General features: G+C 59.8%; 16 protein-coding genes. 3 read left to right on the forward strand and 13 right to left on the reverse strand.

Annotation, left to right across the window (positions count from 1 at the left end; all coding sequences use genetic code 11):
• Nucleotides 1-129 precede the first annotated feature (129 nt).
• Nucleotides 130-759, forward strand: a complete 630-nt coding sequence (locus JFT44_RS21640; RefSeq protein WP_186625859.1) for a DNA-3-methyladenine glycosylase I — start codon at nt 130-132, stop codon at nt 757-759.
• Nucleotides 760-788: 29 nt separating this feature from the next.
• Here JFT44_RS21640 and JFT44_RS21645 read toward each other — a convergent pair whose 3' ends face one another.
• The 7 genes from JFT44_RS21645 to JFT44_RS21675 all read right to left on the reverse strand — a co-directional run bounded on the left by JFT44_RS21645 (nt 789) and on the right by JFT44_RS21675 (nt 6,996).
• Nucleotides 789-2,222, reverse strand: a complete 1,434-nt coding sequence (locus JFT44_RS21645) for a PLP-dependent aminotransferase family protein (protein WP_115128028.1) — start codon at nt 2,220-2,222, stop codon at nt 789-791.
• 165 nt (nt 2,223-2,387) lie between these two features.
• Nucleotides 2,388-3,155, reverse strand: coding sequence for an SDR family oxidoreductase (locus tag JFT44_RS21650; RefSeq protein WP_057439666.1), 768 nt, complete (start codon nt 3,153-3,155; stop codon nt 2,388-2,390).
• A gap of 17 nt (nt 3,156-3,172) precedes the next feature.
• On the reverse strand, nt 3,173-4,240 hold the full coding sequence (locus JFT44_RS21655) for a phosphotransferase family protein (protein WP_198831120.1): 1,068 nt from the start codon (nt 4,238-4,240) through the stop codon (nt 3,173-3,175).
• A 129-nt stretch (nt 4,241-4,369) separates the two neighbouring features.
• Entirely contained in the window at nt 4,370-5,323 is a 954-nt protein-coding gene (locus JFT44_RS21660; protein ID WP_057959824.1) for a 2-hydroxyacid dehydrogenase, read from the reverse strand.
• A 156-nt stretch (nt 5,324-5,479) separates the two neighbouring features.
• On the reverse strand, nt 5,480-5,911 hold the full coding sequence (locus tag JFT44_RS21665) for a hypothetical protein (protein WP_057959823.1): 432 nt from the start codon (nt 5,909-5,911) through the stop codon (nt 5,480-5,482).
• 79 nt (nt 5,912-5,990) lie between these two features.
• Nucleotides 5,991-6,485: a DUF4822 domain-containing protein gene (locus JFT44_RS21670; RefSeq protein WP_057959822.1), complete on the reverse strand. Its 495-nt coding sequence runs from the start codon at nt 6,483-6,485 to the stop codon at nt 5,991-5,993.
• Nucleotides 6,486-6,801: 316 nt separating this feature from the next.
• The gene (locus JFT44_RS21675) at nt 6,802-6,996 is read right to left on the reverse strand and encodes a hypothetical protein (RefSeq protein ID WP_057959821.1); all 195 of its coding nucleotides are present in this window, start codon (nt 6,994-6,996) and stop codon (nt 6,802-6,804) included.
• 237 nt (nt 6,997-7,233) lie between these two features.
• Here JFT44_RS21675 and JFT44_RS21680 point away from each other — a divergent pair, with 237 nt between their 5' ends.
• Nucleotides 7,234-8,511: an HAAAP family serine/threonine permease gene (locus tag JFT44_RS21680; RefSeq protein WP_057439661.1), complete on the forward strand. Its 1,278-nt coding sequence runs from the start codon at nt 7,234-7,236 to the stop codon at nt 8,509-8,511.
• Between the two features lie 42 nt (nt 8,512-8,553).
• Here the strand turns inward: JFT44_RS21680 and JFT44_RS21685 are convergent, their stop codons facing one another.
• From JFT44_RS21685 to acnB, 5 genes are all read right to left on the reverse strand, one after another.
• Nucleotides 8,554-9,132, reverse strand: a complete 579-nt coding sequence (locus tag JFT44_RS21685) for an acyl-homoserine-lactone synthase (RefSeq protein ID WP_057439660.1) — start codon at nt 9,130-9,132, stop codon at nt 8,554-8,556.
• A gap of 27 nt (nt 9,133-9,159) precedes the next feature.
• Entirely contained in the window at nt 9,160-9,885 is a 726-nt protein-coding gene (locus JFT44_RS21690) for an autoinducer binding domain-containing protein (RefSeq protein WP_057959820.1), read from the reverse strand.
• 119 nt (nt 9,886-10,004) lie between these two features.
• Nucleotides 10,005-11,276, reverse strand: a complete 1,272-nt coding sequence (locus tag JFT44_RS21695) for a glycosyltransferase (RefSeq protein WP_198831121.1) — start codon at nt 11,274-11,276, stop codon at nt 10,005-10,007.
• Between the two features lie 25 nt (nt 11,277-11,301).
• A complete protein-coding gene (locus JFT44_RS21700; protein ID WP_057439658.1) occupies nt 11,302-12,195 on the reverse strand; it encodes an alpha/beta fold hydrolase in 894 nt (297 codons plus the stop codon).
• Between the two features lie 315 nt (nt 12,196-12,510).
• Nucleotides 12,511-15,120, reverse strand: coding sequence for a bifunctional aconitate hydratase 2/2-methylisocitrate dehydratase (gene acnB, locus JFT44_RS21705; RefSeq protein WP_057439657.1), 2,610 nt, complete (start codon nt 15,118-15,120; stop codon nt 12,511-12,513).
• A 395-nt stretch (nt 15,121-15,515) separates the two neighbouring features.
• On the opposite strand from acnB, the gene JFT44_RS21710 reads away from it, so the two are divergent.
• The gene (locus JFT44_RS21710) at nt 15,516-15,986 is read left to right on the forward strand and encodes a DUF1289 domain-containing protein (RefSeq protein ID WP_057439656.1); all 471 of its coding nucleotides are present in this window, start codon (nt 15,516-15,518) and stop codon (nt 15,984-15,986) included.
• Nucleotides 15,987-16,236: 250 nt separating this feature from the next.
• Here JFT44_RS21710 and JFT44_RS21715 read toward each other — a convergent pair whose 3' ends face one another.
• Entirely contained in the window at nt 16,237-17,103 is an 867-nt protein-coding gene (locus JFT44_RS21715) for a universal stress protein (RefSeq protein WP_057439655.1), read from the reverse strand.
• Nucleotides 17,104-17,135 lie beyond the last annotated feature (32 nt).

Here is a 17,135-nt window from a genome sequence, read left to right on the forward strand (position 1 = left end):
CTACAAGGGGGGGAGGGGCTGTTTAGCTTGTCCGGTCTTACCAGTTGCTCGGTAACCGTGATGCTTGAGCGGTTGGCGGTCTGGAAAATTTTTCGCTTATCATCCCCGGCTTGGCTGCTGAGGTGATGCATGGACAAGCCTGGACTGACAACCGATGAAACGGGACTGACCCGTTGTACATGGCGAACGGCCGCTGCCGAGTACCCCGATTACCACGATCACGAATGGGGTGTACCGGTTGCCGATGATAGGGCGCTGTACGAGAAAATCTGCCTGGAAGGCTTCCAGGCCGGCATGGCGTGGATCACCATCCTGCGCAAGCGCGAGCATTTTCGCCGGGCGTTCGAGGGTTTTGATTTTCGCCGGGTGGCGCAGTACACCGAGCAGGATATCCAGCGCTTGATGGCCGACCCCGGCATTGTGCGTAACCGGGCGAAAATCCTCTCGACCCTCAACAATGCGCGCAGGGCCTGTGAACTGGTGGATGAATACGGCTCGCTGGCGGCCTGGTTGTGGGCATTCGAGCCGGCGGCCGACGAGCGCCCGGCGGTGGTGGACATGGCTTATTGGACGGGCAACTCGACGTCACCGGCGTCGGTACGCTTGTCCAAGGCCTTGAAGAAGCGCGGCTGGACATTCGTCGGGCCGACGACGATGTATGCATTCATGCAGGCGATGGGGATGGTCAATGACCACCTGGAAGGCTGCGCCTGTCGGCAGCCGATTGAAGACCTGCGCCGCCAGTTCAGGCGCCCCTGAGTCCTGAACTGGCAGGGCCTCCTTACTCCTCAGCCAATCTGCAACAGGATATCGCGCACCTTGTCCAGGGACGGGTCGATATCCAGGGTCTCGATGGCGCCGAAGCCGAAGATCAAGCCACTACGCACCGGCGCCTGATGGAAAAACACGTCCAGTGGATACAGGCCGACTTCCACCTGGCGCGCCCGTTCGATCAGCAGGGGGATGTTCACGGGCACTTTGCACAGCGCGGCCAAGTGGAACCCGGCCACGCTGGGCACGGCTTCGAACCAGGGCGACAGGTCGCCGGCCAGGCGGCTGAGGATGCGTTCGCGGCGGGTGGTGTAGACCGCATGACAACGCCGAATGTGCTTGAGCAAATAGCCTTCGCTGATGAACTTGGCCAGGGCCCATTGCGGCAGTGTCGAGCTGTGCTGGTCGCTCAGTTGCTTGGCCTTGAGTACCGCGCCGCGGATGGCCGGTGGCAGCACCGTGTAGCCCAGGCGCAGCTCTGGGAGCAGGGTCTTGGAGAAGGTTCCGACATAGGCGACGATGCCTCGTGTATCCATGCTTTGCAGGGCGTCAGTGGGGCGGCCTTCGTAGCGGAACTCACTGTCGTAGTCGTCCTCGATGACAATTGCGCCCAGCGCCAGCGCCCGTTCCAGCAGCGCTTCGCGGCGCGGCAGGCTCATGGGGATACCCAATGGAAACTGGTGGGACGGGGTGACGTAGATCAGTCGGGTGCCTTCGGGAATCAACTCGACCTGGATCCCTTGCGCGTCCAGCGGCACGCCGGCCACCGTGGCGCCCATGGCTTCGAAAAGCAGGCGCGCCGGGGCGTAGCCGGGGTCTTCCATGGCGACGATGCTGCCCGGTTCCAGCACCACGCGGGCGATCAGGTCCAGTGCCTGCTGGGCACCGTTGCACACCACAATGTCGTCGTCGCGGCAGTTGACCCCACGGGAAAAGGCGATATGCCCGGCAATCGCATTGCGCAAGGCCGGCAAGCCCTCGGGCTGGCCGTAGAAACCACTGTTTTTGGCAATGCGGCGCAGAGCGTCCTGGGTGCAACGTCGCCATTCGTCCTGGGGGAACAGGCTGCGGGTGGTGGCGCCACCGATGAACTCGCAGCGCAACGTGCTTTCGCGTGTCGGATGGCGCATGGGCGAGGGCAGGGCCTGCCACTTGGCCAGGTTGGCGGCGCAGGCCAGGTCGGCCGCACTTTGCAGGCCCTTTGGCCGCAGCGTATGGGGGGTGACGAAGGTGCCACGGCCGATCTTGCCGATCAGCAGGCCTTCGTAGGTCAGGGTGGTGTAGGTGTCGGACACGGTCTTGCGCGACACCCCCAACTGCTCGGCCAGCAAGCGGCTGGGGGGCAACTGCGCGCCAGCGGCCAGGCGTCCTGATTCAATCGCGTCGCGCAGTTGCTGGTAAAGCTGTTCGGCCAGGTCCTTGCGGCCCTGGATGACGACGTGCAGTTCCATGTTTCATTCCGAGGCGGCCAATTCTGCCAAGGTTACTCGTATGTACAGGCCGCGCCGATCAAAAATGTGGGAACGGGCTTGCTCGCGAAAGCAGTGGGTCAGTCAACATCAATGTTTGCTGGGCCGACGTCTTCGCGAGCAAGCCCGCTCCCACACAAGCGTGGGTCAGGAGAGGAAGCCACCGTCCACATTCAGCGAAACGCCCGTGGTGTAGGTCGAGGCATCGCTGGCCAGGTACAGCACCGCGCCGGCCATTTCGCTGGGGTCGGCCACGCGCTTGAGTGGGATCTGGGCCAGGGCCATGTTCAGGATCGACTCGTTTTTCACCAGGGCCGAGGCAAACTTGGTGTCGGTCAGGCCCGGCAGCAGGGCGTTGCAGCGGATGCCGAACGGCGCACATTCCTTGGCAAACACCTTGGTCATATTGATCACTGCGGCCTTGGTCACCGAGTAGATGCCCTGGAAGTGCCCCGGGGAAATGCCGTTGATCGAGGCCACGTTGATGATGCTGCCGCCACCGTTGTCACGCATCAGCTTGCCGGCTTCCACTGACATGAAGAAGTAGCCACGGATGTTCACGTCGACGGTTTTCTGGAACGCGCCGAGGTCGGTGTCCAGCACGTTGCAGAACTGGGGGTTGGTCGCGGCGTTGTTGACCAGGATGTCCAGGCGCCCGAACTGCTGGCGAATGCCGGCAAACACCTCGCTGATCTGCTCCATCTCGCCGATGTGGCAGGCAATGGCCGTGGCCTTGCCGCCGGCGGCGATGATTGCATCGGCCACGTGCTGGCAGCCGTCGATCTTGCGGCTCGAGACAATCACGTGGGCACCTTGCTGGGCCAGCAGCTTGGCGATGGCCTCACCAATGCCACGGCTGGCCCCGGAAACAAACGCGATCTTGCCATCGAGGTCGAACAGATGAGTCTTGGACATGGTGGTTCCTTGTCGGGTCAGAGGGTGGATTTGTGGATGACGTTCAGGCTCATCTGTTCCAGCAGCGTGTTCATGTGGATGAACTGCGTGAAACGTTTGTCCTGGGTCTGGCCATGGAAGAAGCGGTAGTAGATCTGCTGCACGATGCCGGCCAGACGGAACAGGCCGTAGGTGTAGTAGAAGTCGAAATTGTCGATCTGGATGCCGGAGCGCTCGGCGTAGTAATCGACAAACTGGCGGCGGGTCAGCATGCCGGGGGCGTTGCTCGGTTGGCGGCGCATCAGTTGCACGGGCGCCGGGTCGGCGGCTTCGATCCAGTAGGCGAGGCTGTTGCCCAGGTCCATCAGCGGGTCGCCCAGGGTGGTCAGCTCCCAATCCAGCACGCCAATGATTTGCATCGGGTTGTTGGGGTCGAGGATCACATTGTCGAAGCGATAGTCGTTGTGCACGATGCTCGAGGTCGGATGATCGGCGGGCATCTTGTCGTTGAGCCAGGCACGCACGGCTTCCCATTTCGGGGCGTCGGGGGTCAGGGCTTTTTCGTAGCGCTCGCTCCAGCCGCGAATCTGGCGTTGCACATAACCTTCAGGCTTGCCCAGGTCGGCCAGGCCGCACGCGCTGTAGTCGACCTGGTGCAGTTCGACGAACTTGTCGATAAAGCTCTTGCACAAGGCTTCGGTGCGCGCCGCGTCCAGGCCCAGCTCCGGCGGCAGGTCCGAGCGCAGGATGATGCCCTTGACCCGTTCCATCACGTAAAACTCGGCGCCGATCACCGATTCGTCGGTGCAGTGCACGTAGGCTTTGGGGCAATAGGGGAAGCCATCCTTGAGCTGGTTGAGGATGCGGAACTCACGGCCCATGTCATGGGCCGACTTGGCCTTGTGGCCAAACGGCGGGCGGCGCAGGACGAATTCCTGTTCGGGGTATTCCAGCAGGTAGGTCAGGTTGGAGGCGCCGCCTGGAAACTGGCTGATTCTGGCGCTGCCACTCAGGCCTGGGATATGGGCCTTGAGGTAGGGGTCGATGAGGCTGGCATCCAGTTCTTCGCCTGGGCGAATCTGGGTGGATTGGTCATTGAGCGCCATGCTTATCCCTTTTGCTTATTCTTGAGGCCTTGGACTATTGGCTAATCTAATGCGCACAGCCAACCTGCCACAAGGCTGTGGTGGCTTAATAGGCTAGCGTGTTGGACGACAATCAGCGTGCCTGATCGGTCATTTTTCGGGCGGGGGCAAGGCAACCGGTGTGAGTACCGGGCGCCCGGCGAAGTGTTCCACGAGGTTTTCGGCGACCCTTTGCACGGTGTCATGGGCCGCTTCGGGCGACAGGCCGGCGACATGGGAGGTGAGCACCGTATTGCCCAGGCGCTTGAGGGCGTCGGGCACCTGGGGCTCGTCGTCGAACACATCCAGGGCCGCGCCGCCGATACGGCGTTGCTCAAGGGCGGCCACCAGGTCGGCGGTCACCACCACGCTGCCGCGGCCGATGTTCACCAGGTAGCCGTGGGGTCCCAAGGCGTCCAGGGCCTGGCGGTCGATCAGGTGGTACGTGCCGACGCCGCCGGGGGTGGCCAGCACCAGGAAGTCCGAGTTACGCGCCAGTTCCACGGCGCTGGCGCAGTAGGTGTAGTCCACGTCATCGCGGGGCTGGCGGTTGTGATAACTGACTTCCATGCCAAACCCGAGGGCGGCGCGCCTGGCGATCTCCAGGCCTACCGCGCCGAGGCCGAGGATGCCCAGCTGTTTGCCGGCGAGGGACGGGCGCATCACCTTGGGCCATTCGCCACGTCGCACGGCCGCGTCTGTCTGGGGAATGCCGCGTACCAGCGCCAGCAACAAGGCCATGGCGTGGTCGGCCACTGAGGGCGCGTTTACCCCGGCACCGTTGGTGACCACAATCTTGCGATTGCTCGCCGCCTGCAGGTCGACATGCTCATAGCCGGCACCGATCACGCAGATGATTTCCAGCAGTGGCAGGGCGGCGATCTCCTCGGCATACAACCCCAGTGGACCACGGGTCAGCACGGCACGGATCTGCCCGCCATGGGTCTTGATCGCCTGGGCGCGTTCTGCGGGGGTTGGCGCCAGAATCACATGAAAGTCGTTGCTCTCGATGATGGGCAGGTATTCATTGATGGTTTCAACCAGGACCAGAACAGTGGCGGGCATGGGGCAGCTCTTGTTGTGGGGTTTGATCTCTGGAGTATGCGGTATTTTTTGTAGTACGAATGCCCGCAGATGAAAGATGCTTCCTCGATGGGAGGCCTTGGCATGGGGATGCCAGCGTCGGCGCAGGCTGCAGACGCTGGGCATTCGTGGGGGGCGTTACTGGGTTTGTCTTACCTTGTTCTGTTCTGCCTGGGCGATTTCCCGGAAATCATAGGTGGGGAAAAACTCGGTCCGGTAGGTGCCCCATGCAGCATTTTCCAGTGCCAGATTGACCGCTGACAACCGAGAGGCGGGTAGGCGCAGGACGATGACTTGGCCGATTCCCATGGTGATGTTCCAACTGACGACTTCTACTCCCTCCGGTGGAAATACTTTGTAGAAATCCTGCTTGGCGAGTTGCGCCCTTAGTTCGCTTAATGGGCGGGATTGATCATGTTTGAGAAATACCGTCAACATAATTGCATTTTCGGGTGTGGCGTGCGGTATTTTTGCTGTCGCGGGGGCTGAGGGTTGCGCATTGGCGCCGCTGGAAAGAAGGGCGGACAACCATACGGTGGATATTAATAACGACTTGAGTTGAGTTTTCATAAGAGGCGTCTTTTTATTGTTTTATGGATTTTTGAAGTAAGTAGTCAAAGCCTGATGGTATCTGGCAGGTCAAGAATACTCAGTGGGAGGTGGAGGTTTTGATCGGCCCGTTGTAAGGCGCATGGACCACGTAGATACGAACTTTCTCGTTGGTCTCGACCATGTCCCGGGGCACTTCCCGCGAATAGGTGAACTCTTGGTTGTTGAGGACCTCAAGCCGCCTGACCACTGTTCTGGCAGGGCCCTTGTCTGGTACCAGGATATGGGTGGTTTTGTCGCCTGTGACCAGAAAGTAACCGCCACCGCCATTGTCATACTTTGACAGCCCGGTGTCGGCATAGAAAAACTCATAGCGATTACGCTCGGGGTCCCACATGGAGATGCCAACCACGCCCGGATACTTGTCCTTGACGTCAATTTGCGGGGCGCCTTCTATATAGACTTTGGTGGTCAGCCACTGGGGCGAAGAAGCGAGTGCGCGGATGTCGGAGTTTGTCGATTGTGCCTGGCTGGAAAGTGGAGCGAGCAGTCCAGCGAGAAGTAGACCTGTAAAAACGGCATGGCATTTTCGCATTGGATAATTCCTACATGGGGCGTGGGTTTTTATTCTTGTATTTGGTTGGGTATTGCTTGGGCCCGGCAGTGACGGAATATAAATGTGCTGGCAGGTGCTATCAATGCCTGGGTATATGTTTGTAACAAATCCATGGGCAATCATTTAAAAAATATTCAAATGCTCGCTGTGAAGTAGGGGGATTCCTACAAATAAGCTGGTGAGATATAGATTGCGATAAGTATATAAATTCTATGTTTAAAGGGGCGGCTATCTATAGGGTTGTTGCCTGATTAAACGCATTTGCGCCACCCCCATTCCTCAGTTTCGCCAATCTTTAGCCGATTCGCGGGGTGGGTATCAGTGTGTTGCGAGGCTTGGGCGCGGCGGCGTATTCAATGCCGTTGAATGTGAAGGTGTCAGACTGTTGTTGCTTGGGCTTGTCTTGGGTAGCGATTTGATCGGCGATGTGGGTCGATACGCTATCGACCAACTGGCCAGCGTTGAAAATGTTCAGGCTTGAAGTCGTCATGCTTGAATCTCCAGGTTTTGTAGTAGAGCTTGCACTGAGTGGGCGATGGGGGCGTAACGTTCCTGATTCCAACAATTTGTGGTCAATCGACTGGCTCTGCTCCGTACAACCATTCCTCAGCTAAGTCTTTGCTTATTCAAGTGAATCCCGGACAATCGCGCCCCTGTTACGGTCGTGGCGCTGCCTGTCAGGTTTTTCTGACTCGCCGCGATCGTATGAAAGTGGAGAACCGAGCGGATGAATGATCAGGCCAATAGCGTCGATGAACGCTACGCAACGACACCTGTAACCCTCACGGGCTGGAGCCGCCAGGACACGACCTGGATGCTTGGCCTGTTCGGCACGGCGATTGGCGCCGGCACCTTGTTTCTGCCCATCAACGCAGGCCTGGGCGGCTTCTGGCCGTTGCTGATCCTCGCGCTGTTGGCGTTCCCCATGACCTACTACGCACACCGTGGCCTGACCCGCTTTGTGCTGTCGGGGCGTGCGGGCTCGGACATTACTGAGGTGGTTGAAGAGCATTTCGGCATCAAGGCCGGTGCTTTGATCACCTTGCTGTACTTCTTTGCGATCTTCCCGATCCTGCTGATCTACAGCGTGGCGCTGACCAACACCGTCGCAAGCTTTATGTCGCACCAACTGCACATCGAGCCACCGCCACGGGCGCTGCTGTCGTTTGTGCTGATCCTGGGCCTGCTGGCCGTGGTGCGTTGCGGCGAGCAGGTGATCGTCAAGGCCATGAGCCTGATGGTCTATCCGTTTATTGTTGCCTTGCTGTTTCTGGCGGTGTACCTGGTTCCGCACTGGAATGGCGGCATCCTCAGCACGGCCAGCACCGTTCCGGCACCGTCGGCGCTGCTGCACACCCTGTGGCTGGCGATTCCGGTGATGGTGTTCTCGTTCAACCACTCGCCGATCATCTCGGCCTTCGCCGTTGACCAGAAACGCCAGTACGGCGCCCACGCCGAAGAGCGCAGCTCGCAAATCCTGTCCCGTGCCCACTTGTTGATGGTGGCGATGGTGATGTTCTTCGTGTTCAGCTGTGTGCTGACCCTGTCACCGGCCCAGCTGGCCGAAGCCAAGGCGCAGAACCTGTCGATCCTGTCTTACCTGGCCAACCACTTCGATAACCCGACCATCGCCTTTGCCGCGCCATTGATTGCGTTTGTGGCGATTGCCAAGTCCTTCCTGGGCCACTACATCGGCGCCAGCGAAGGCCTCAAGGGCCTGATCGTCAAGAGCGGCCGCCGCCCGGGCGCCAAGGCCCTGGACCGCATGACTGCTGGCTTTATGCTGGTGGTGTGCTGGATCATCGCCACCCTGAACCCGAGCATCCTGGGGATGATCGAGACCCTGGGTGGGCCGATCATTGCTTCGATCCTGTTCCTGATGCCGATGTACGCGATCCGCAAGGTGCCGGCCATGGCAAAGTACCGTGGGCAGATGTCCAATGTGTTCGTGACCCTGGTCGGCCTGGTCGCCATCTCCTCGCTGATTTACTCGCTGATCCCTTGATGTGATCAGCGCCGGCGACCTCGGCGTTACTCATATCTCTAGCTAGGCAACGGCCGAATCAGCGTGCAGCGCGATTCGGCCGTTTTTCTGCCAGGCCGGAAAACTCAGTGCTACCACATGGTCGTTGTTCACGCGTTGCGGGGCGCCGAGGCGACTCAATTGCACGCCATTTTTCAGGAAATAACGCTCCAGCGCTGGAGTGGTCACTGCCACCACCTGATTAGCGCCGTGGCTCCAGGCATGGTGCAGGCTGTTCCACCAGACGCGCATCGGTAGGGTTCCTTTCTCCAGGGCGCGGGCGGCAAAACGCGACACTTCCCAGGTGTCACGGCTGCGCGGGCTTGGCTGGTCGCACAGAAACCCGAAGACTTCCGACAGTAGATAAGGTTGGGTGGTCGGCAACAGCCGTGCGCAACCGCAGACCTGGCCTTTTGTGTCCAGGGCGAGGATATGGCGCGTGTCGGCCTGGTCGAACTGATCGAATTCGCGTTGGGGCCGGGCGTGGGTGGAGTCCAGCTGCCAACCCAGTTGCTCGATGAACACTTCGTGTCGATAGCGGCCCAGGTCGTCCTCAAGGGCTGCAGACAGTTCATGGTGATGGCGGGTGATGATGCTGATCATTGGATGTCCTTATCGTGATCGTCGGGCCTAGATCAGGCCCAGTGCGGCGGCATAGGCAGCCGCCAGTGTCTTGTTGGCTGCGCCGAATTTCTTCTGGATGGTCTTGAGGTGAAAGTTCACCGTGTTGATGGAGATGGTCAGGATCAGCGCGATCTCGCCTGAACTCTTGCCGTCGGCGGTCCATTGCAAAATTTCCCGCTCACGCAGGCTGAGGCAGACCGACGGGTGGGCGCGTTCGTTATGGCCCAGATCTGTCAGGCGCAGCGTCACCTGTTCGAGGATGCAGCGCAGGCGCAATTGAATTTCGTCGCTTTCAGCCCGCGAAATAGGATCCTGGCGCCGGGCCACGGACAGTACCCGCAGCGAATGATCGTGGCTGCGAATCGGCAGCGTGGCGCCGATGCACAGACCCCAGTCCCGAGCTTCCAGCCATAGCTTGCGGCTGTTTTCAAACAGTGCGTCGTTCCACAGCACCATCTCGGTGGAACGCAAGCCACTGAGGATCGACGGATCGACAGCCGCGTAGTTTTGCTCCTGGTAATGTTCCAGCCACCTTTCGGGGTAAGAGCCGTGAATCTCGGTTTTTGGTCGGGTAAAAGGGGTCAGGTGGCGTACGGCATAGGCGTAATACTCGAACCCCAATTGCAACACTTCCCGCTCCAGCAGCGCGAACACTTGTGCTCCTCCCTGTTGCTTGAGCATCTCTATCCGCAAGCGATTCCACCAGCGGATGAGGTCGTTTTCCTTCTCCATGGACAGTCGCCTCGATTCCTGGAACCTTTGGCAATCTAGCCCACGTGATCTTTCTGTCAAACTTTTCCGGTGCTTTGCCGACGGCTCTGGCACGGCACTTTTGCCCAAGAGGCCGGTGTTTATGACGCTTGGCGCAGGCGAGGTATTGAATGGTGCGCGTGGCACTGTTCAATGGCCTTGACCGCTGTTTCACAGGCCGCCGCATCGGCGGGCATCAGGCTGCTCGCCCGAGCACAGGCCTGTTGCAACCGGGTGTCGTGTAGCAGCGCTGTGATCGCCCCTTGCAGGTCTTGTCTGTCCAAGGGCAGGGCAAGACGCATCCCGCACCCCATGCGCACCAGTCGTTCGGCGTTATCGAACTGGTCATGGGCGATCGGCAGGACAATCTGTGGGATGCCGGCAGCCAGCGCCAGGCTCATGGCGCCAATGCCGCCGGGGTGGACCAGCCCGGCTGCGCGGGGCAGCAGCGAACTCATCGGCAAAAACGGACGTTGCATCACCGTGGGCGGCAAATCGCTGGTCACCGGCCGATCACCGGTCAGAAAAATACCGCGTGCGCCGACCCTGTGCAGCGCTTCCAGGGCGAAGTGATAAAACTGCTGGTCAAAGTGCTCAGTGGAGCCTTGGGTGAAAACCACAGGGGGCGGTCCGGCATCGAGGAAAGCCCGGGTCTGTTCATCGAGCCCCAGGGTGCCACCGTCGAACAGTGGGAAGCCGGCCATGTGCAGGGGTTGCGGCCAGTCTTGCTGGACGGGGGCGAACCATTCGGGGAACAGGCAAATCACGCCTTGGGGGGCATGCATCCATTGGCTGAAGATGTTCTTCACCGCGCCCGGCAATCCGTGTTTGCGGCGCAGGGCATTGATTTGTGGGGCACAGGTCCGGTCCAGGCTCAGGTATTCGATCCCGCGCCAGAGCAATTTGCGCACCGTCAAGGGCAGGCGACGTGACACATTGAAAGTGGGGTGTACAGGCGGTAAATGTGCCGACAGTAGGGTTGAAGGGGACACTTGGACCGAGAGGTAAGGAAAACCGTATTTTTCATGGGCAATACGTGCACCCAGGGCCCACAGCGAGCCGACCACTACCCTATCGTCAGTGTTATGCGCGGTTACATAATCGTAGACCGGCTCTAATAGGCCTGCGATGGCTTGCCACAACACGCTGAAGGAAGTCTTCGGATCCCACAGGCGGGGATCGCCCATGGTGGCGTTGTAGGTCGCCTCATCGCATAACGGCACGAAGTCCAGGCCCCGGGCCTCGATGGTGTGTTGAAACGCCGGCATGCTGCACAAGGTCACCTGATGACCGCGCAGGGTCAGTGCTGCGCCCAGGCCGATAAAGGGAAAAACGTCACCGGCCGAACCGATGGCAATCATGATTACTCTCATCATCCACATCCTTGTTCAAAAGTGCTCAGGCGAAGCTCAACTGCGCTCGGTGAGGAGGCGACATGCAAAACGCCTCTGGCCGGGCGTCGCGATGCGTCAGCAAATGGCCGAGCAACGCGCGGTGCACGCCGTTGGCCGCAGCCCTGGATTCCAGATCCAGAAAGTGCCCGCTGCTCTCGGCCGTGGAGAAGCTGCAGTCGCGGATGTACTGCTTGAAGCGCTGCACGTCCATGGCGCTGGTGTATTCGTCCCAGGCACCGTTCAAAAAGTGCACGTGGCTGTCGATGTTCGAAAGCTGGGGCAGGTAAGCCCCTTCATTGAGCTTGAGGGCCTGGTCGATATGGAATCGCGCCTGATGCTGCTCGGCGTTGATCAACTGCGCCATGTGCTGTTGATTGGCACTCTTGAGGCGGGGCGGCAGGTGCTTGCCCAGCGTCTGGTTGAGCAAGTGCCCGATGCCTGCGTTGTCATCCCGAGCCATGAGTGCCTGGGCGCCGCTGACGTAGTCGAGCATCGGGCCATTGAGGCCGGGAGCGAATGACATCACCACCGAGCTTTCGACGTTGTCCGGCTTCTGGGCGAGGGCCAGCAAGGTCGACAGGCCGCCCCAGGATGCGGAAACCAGATGGTGAATATTGAAGCCTTCGATCAAGGCCAGCAGGATCTGGACTTCATCGTCCTTGGTCACCAGGCACCGATTCGGGTTGTGAGCCCGGGAGTTTCCGGCGAATGGCAAGTCAAACAGCACCACGTTGAAGTGTTCGGCCAGGCACTTGCTGGTACGGGCAAAGGCCGAGGTTGTGGCCATGGCGCCATTGACCAGCAGCACATTCTTTTTATCGGGGGCATCGCCGATTTGTTCCACCGACACCGCATAGTCCTTGAAGACGTTCTTGATCACATATTGATTGCGCCACATAACACACCTCCATTAAGCACTTAAAAACGGGTGAGAGCGCCCCTGCCACCGGGTACGGGCATCGACGACGAGGCTTGGCTGTTTTTATTAGAAGTCGTACGGCATACAGCGCGAGTACATCCAAAGCAGGCGGATCCCATGACGCGGGCATCAGGGTGTAGAGAGTTTCGGCCTTCAAGGCGCGGCGGGACAACTACCTGATCTGGTAGGTCGTTGGAGAAAGGCCGTCGACAGCCAGTGCCCGGCAGGTTTTTCCAGGCATAAAAAAACGCCGCGTATCTTGCGATACGCGGCGTTCTTCACATCAACACACCGTTAGGCTTGAACCACCGGAATGTTGGCGCTTGCTGCGATTTTACGGAACTCGGCGATCTGGTCGAAGTTCAGGTAGCGGTAGACGTCACTGGCCATGGTGTCCAGTTTCGCTGCGTAGCCCATGTACTCTTCGACGGTCGGCAGGCGACCCAGGGTGGAGGCGACTGCCGCCAGCTCGGCCGATGCCAGGTAGACGTTCGCGCCATCACCCAGACGGTTCGGGAAGTTACGGGTCGACGTCGACACTACGGTCGAATTCGGCTCAACACGTGCCTGGTTACCCATGCACAGCGAGCAGCCCGGCATTTCCATGCGCGCGCCAGCCTTGCCGTAGATGCCGTAGTAGCCTTCTTCGGTCAGTTGGTGAGCGTCCATCTTGGTCGGCGGCGACAGCCACAGACGGGTTGGCAGCTGACCCTTGACCTGTTCCAGCAACTTGCCGGCAGCGCGGAAGTGACCGATGTTGGTCATGCACGAACCGATAAACACTTCGTCGATCTTCTCGCCAGCGACGCTGGACAGCAGACGGGCGTCGTCCGGGTCGTTTGGCGCGCAGAGGATTGGCTCGTTGATTTCGGCCAGGTCGATCTCGATGACTTCGGCGTATTCGGCGTCGGCATCGGCTTCCATCAGCTCAGGGTTGGCAACCCAGGCTTCCATCGCTTGGGCACGACGTTCCAGGGTACGCGCATCACCGTAGCCTTCACCGATCATCCAGCGCAGCAGGGTGATGTTGGAGTTCAGGTACTCGGTGACGGAGTCTTTCGACAGCTTGATGGTGCAACCGGCAGCCGAACGTTCGGCCGAGGCGTCGGACAGCTCGAAAGCCTGCTCCAGCGTCAGGTCGTTCAGGCCTTCGATTTCCAGGATGCGGCCGGAGAAGGCGTTTTTCTTGCCTTTCTTCTCAACGGTCAGCAGGCCGGACTGGATTGCGTAGTAAGGAATGGCATGAACCAGGTCACGCAGGGTGATGCCAGGTTTCATCTTGCCTTTGAAACGCACCAGGATCGACTCAGGCATGTCCAGTGGCATTACGCCAGTGGCTGCGGCGAACGCTACCAGGCCAGAACCGGCCGGGAACGAAATGCCCATCGGGAAACGGGTGTGGGAGTCACCACCGGTACCCACGGTGTCCGGCAGCAGCATGCGGTTCAGCCAGCTGTGGATGATGCCGTCGCCTGGACGCAGCGATACACCGCCACGGGTCATGATGAAGTCAGGCAGGGTGTGGTGGGTGGTCACGTCGATCGGCTTTGGATAGGCCGCGGTGTGGCAGAAGGACTGCATCACCAGATCGGTGGAGAAGCCCAGGCACGCCAGGTCTTTCAGTTCGTCACGGGTCATTGGACCGGTGGTGTCCTGGGAACCCACGGTGGTCATCTTCGGTTCGCAGTAGGTACCTGGACGAACGCCTTTGCCTTCCGGCAGGCCGCAGGCCTTGCCGACCATTTTCTGGGCCAGGGTGAAACCCTTGCCAGTGTCGACCGGTGCTTCAGGCAGCTTAAACAGGTCGGTAGGGCCAAGACCCAGCTCAGCGCGAGCCTTGTCGGTCAGGCCACGGCCGATGATCAGCGGGATACGGCCGCCGGCACGGACTTCGTCCAACAGGACCGGGGTCTTCATTTCGAAGGTGGTCAGGACTTCGTCGGTGCCGTGTTTGCAGACTTTGCCAGCATGCGGGTACAGGTCGATCACGTCGCCCATGTGCATGTTGGTGACGTCGAATTCGATTGGCAGTGCGCCAGCATCTTCCATGGTGTTGTAGAAGATGGGAGCGATCTTGCTGCCGAAGCAGAAACCACCAGCGCGCTTGTTAGGCACGTACGGGACGTCGTCGCCGAAGAACCACAGCACCGAGTTGGTTGCCGACTTACGGGACGAACCGGTACCGACCACGTCACCGACGTAAGCGATCGGGAAGCCCTGGCCGCGCATTTCTTCGATCTGCTTCATCGGGCCGGTCTTGCCTTGCTCGTCCGGCACGATGCCTTCACGGGCCATTTTCAGCATGGCCAGGGCGTGCAGCGGGATGTCAGGACGGGACCAGGCATCGGGAGCAGGGGACAGGTCGTCGGTGTTGGTTTCGCCGGTGACCTTGAACACGCGCAGGCTGATCTTGTCGGCCAGGGTCGGGCGGTTCTTGAACCACTCGCCGTCGGCCCAGGACTGGATCACTTCCTTGGCGTGCGTGTTGCCGTTCTTGGCTTTTTCCGCGACGTCGTGGAATGCATCGAACATCAGCAGGGTGTGCTTGAGCTGGGCAGCAGCAACGGCGGCCAGTTCAGCGTCGTCCAGCAGCTCGACCAGGGTCACGATGTTGTAGCCGCCTTGCATGGTGCCAAGCAGTTCAACCGCGCGCTTTTTGTCGATCAGGGGGGAAGACACTTCGCCCTTGGCCAGGGCAGACAGGAAACCGGCCTTGACGTAGGCAGCTTCGTCAACGCCTGGTGGAATGCGGTTGGTGATCAGGTCAACGAGAAACTCTTCTTCGCCAGCCGGGGGATTTTTCAGCAGCTCGACCAGGCCTGCGGTTTGTTCGGCGTTTAGCGGCTGGGGAACGATACCCAGGGCTGCACGCTCTTCGATATGTTTGCGGTAGGCTTCAAGCACAGTTATTACCCTCATCAGTGGTCCCACGGGACGCTCATCCAGACATGCACGGCACGCATGCGCTCGGGGGCTTTTTGGGCCGTAGAGCCAGCGCTGCCGGCATTTCTCACAGAAGCTGCTTTCAAAGTTTTACGCCTGCAGAACGGAGCTGATGAGGGTTGGTGCTGGTCATTTGGAGGGTAAATAACCAGCGCCAACACCGTTCTGAAGGAACGACTGTGCTCGTGACGCTTTGAAAACAGCTTCCAACGGATTATTTGGCGCCTTACAAGGCCGGATGATTCTACGGCAAAAAATTTCTAAAGGTAAGTTGCCGCAGCAAGTTTGCAGGGTGATGAACCTTAGACAAAGGGCTAACATGGGCCACTGTTTCGCTGATTTGTGCGTTGTCACCCATGCCCAACCAAACCATCAAGACCCCCTGCATCGGCCTGTGCTCCACGGTTTACGGCGATCTCGTGTGCCGCGGCTGCAAGCGTTTCCACCACGAAGTGATCCAGTGGAACGGCTATGGCGAGGAAGAAAAACGCGCAGTTTGGCTGCGGCTTGAGCAACTGCTGGTGCAGGTCATGGCGGGCAAGCTGGAAGTATTCGACCCCAAACGGCTGCGCTGGCAACTCGAACAGCGAAAAATCCGCTTTGTGCCGCACCAGTCGGAATACTGCTGGGCCTACCAGTTGATCGCCCGTGGCGCGCGGGTGATCAACAACCTGGAAGCCTATGGCATGGTGCTGATGCCGGAGTTTCGCGACTGGAACCTGCCGGAACTGCGTGATGCCATTGACCGGGAGTTTTTTATCCTGTCCGAGGCGCATTACCAGCGCTATATCGCCCCTGGCTTCCTCAAGGATGCACTAGGTCACTGACTGTCGCCGATCAACATGTGGGAGCGGGCTTGCCCGCGATGGCGGCGTGTCAGTCAGGCATCTATCAACTGACCCACCGCTATCGCAGGTAAGCCAGCTCCCACTTTTGTTCTGGGGTGTGGCCAAAATATCCTGCCTTGCCAAGATCCCTTGTGGGAGCGGGCTTGCCCGCGATAGCGCCAGTTCAGTCAGGGATGTATCAACTGACTCACCGCTATCGCGAGCAAGCCCGCTCGCACATGTCTGATCTTCACTGTGCCTTGCTGGCCAGTTCCTCCAGGTGGTCGATGATGCTCTGGGGCTTGAGCACCAGCACATCGCTCTCCAGCGCATCCAGCACCACTTCCGCCGTATTGCCGATCAGCGCCCCGGAAATCCCGGTGCGTGCCACGGTGCCAATGATCGTGACGGCCGCCCTCAACTTATAGGCGGTATGGGGGATCAGCACATCCGCCGGGCCTTCTTCGATATGCAGGCGGCTGTCGTCAATGTCGAATTCGGCCTGGAACGCCTTGCACTGCTCGCGATAGCGCGCCTCGATGGTTTCCTTGAGCTGGAACACCGGATCGGCTGCCGACAGCATGGGCGAGGGATGGGCGCTGATGACATGCAACTGGCCCTTGGCCAGGCTGGCGATGTCAAAGCCATGGTCGATGATGGCCGCGTGCAGGTCTTTATGCTCGTTATCCAGGTTGCCCACGTCGATGGCCGCCAGGATCACCCCGTCGGTCCATGGGGTCGCGGTCTTGACCAACAGCACAGCGGCCGGGCACAAGCGCAGCAGTTTCCAGTCCGCCGGCGTCAGCAGGGCCTTTTTCAGCGGGCTGTCGGGGTAGTGCTGCTTGATCACCAGTGCGCAACCTTCGGCCTGCTGCACACCGATGATGGTTTCGTGCAGGTTGTTGTTCCAGGCCAGTTCGGTTGTGACGTTGTAGCCATCGGCCGACAATTGCTCTTTGAGCAAGGCCAATAGCGCCGAATGCTCATGCTTTTTGTCGCACACCAGCAGATGCAAATGAGCGCCTGTCACCCCAGCGATCAGCTTGGCGCGCTTGAGGGCCAGGCTTTCCGAGTGTTCGGGCTCAATGATCACCAGGATTTTGCCAATTTCGTTCATGAGCGAGATCTCCAAGGGTGGGAAGGGCAAGG

Origin of the sequence: Pseudomonas sp. MF5691, from assembly GCF_016405645.1 — a bacterium.
Lineage (GTDB): Bacteria > Pseudomonadota > Gammaproteobacteria > Pseudomonadales > Pseudomonadaceae > Aquipseudomonas > Aquipseudomonas shahriarae.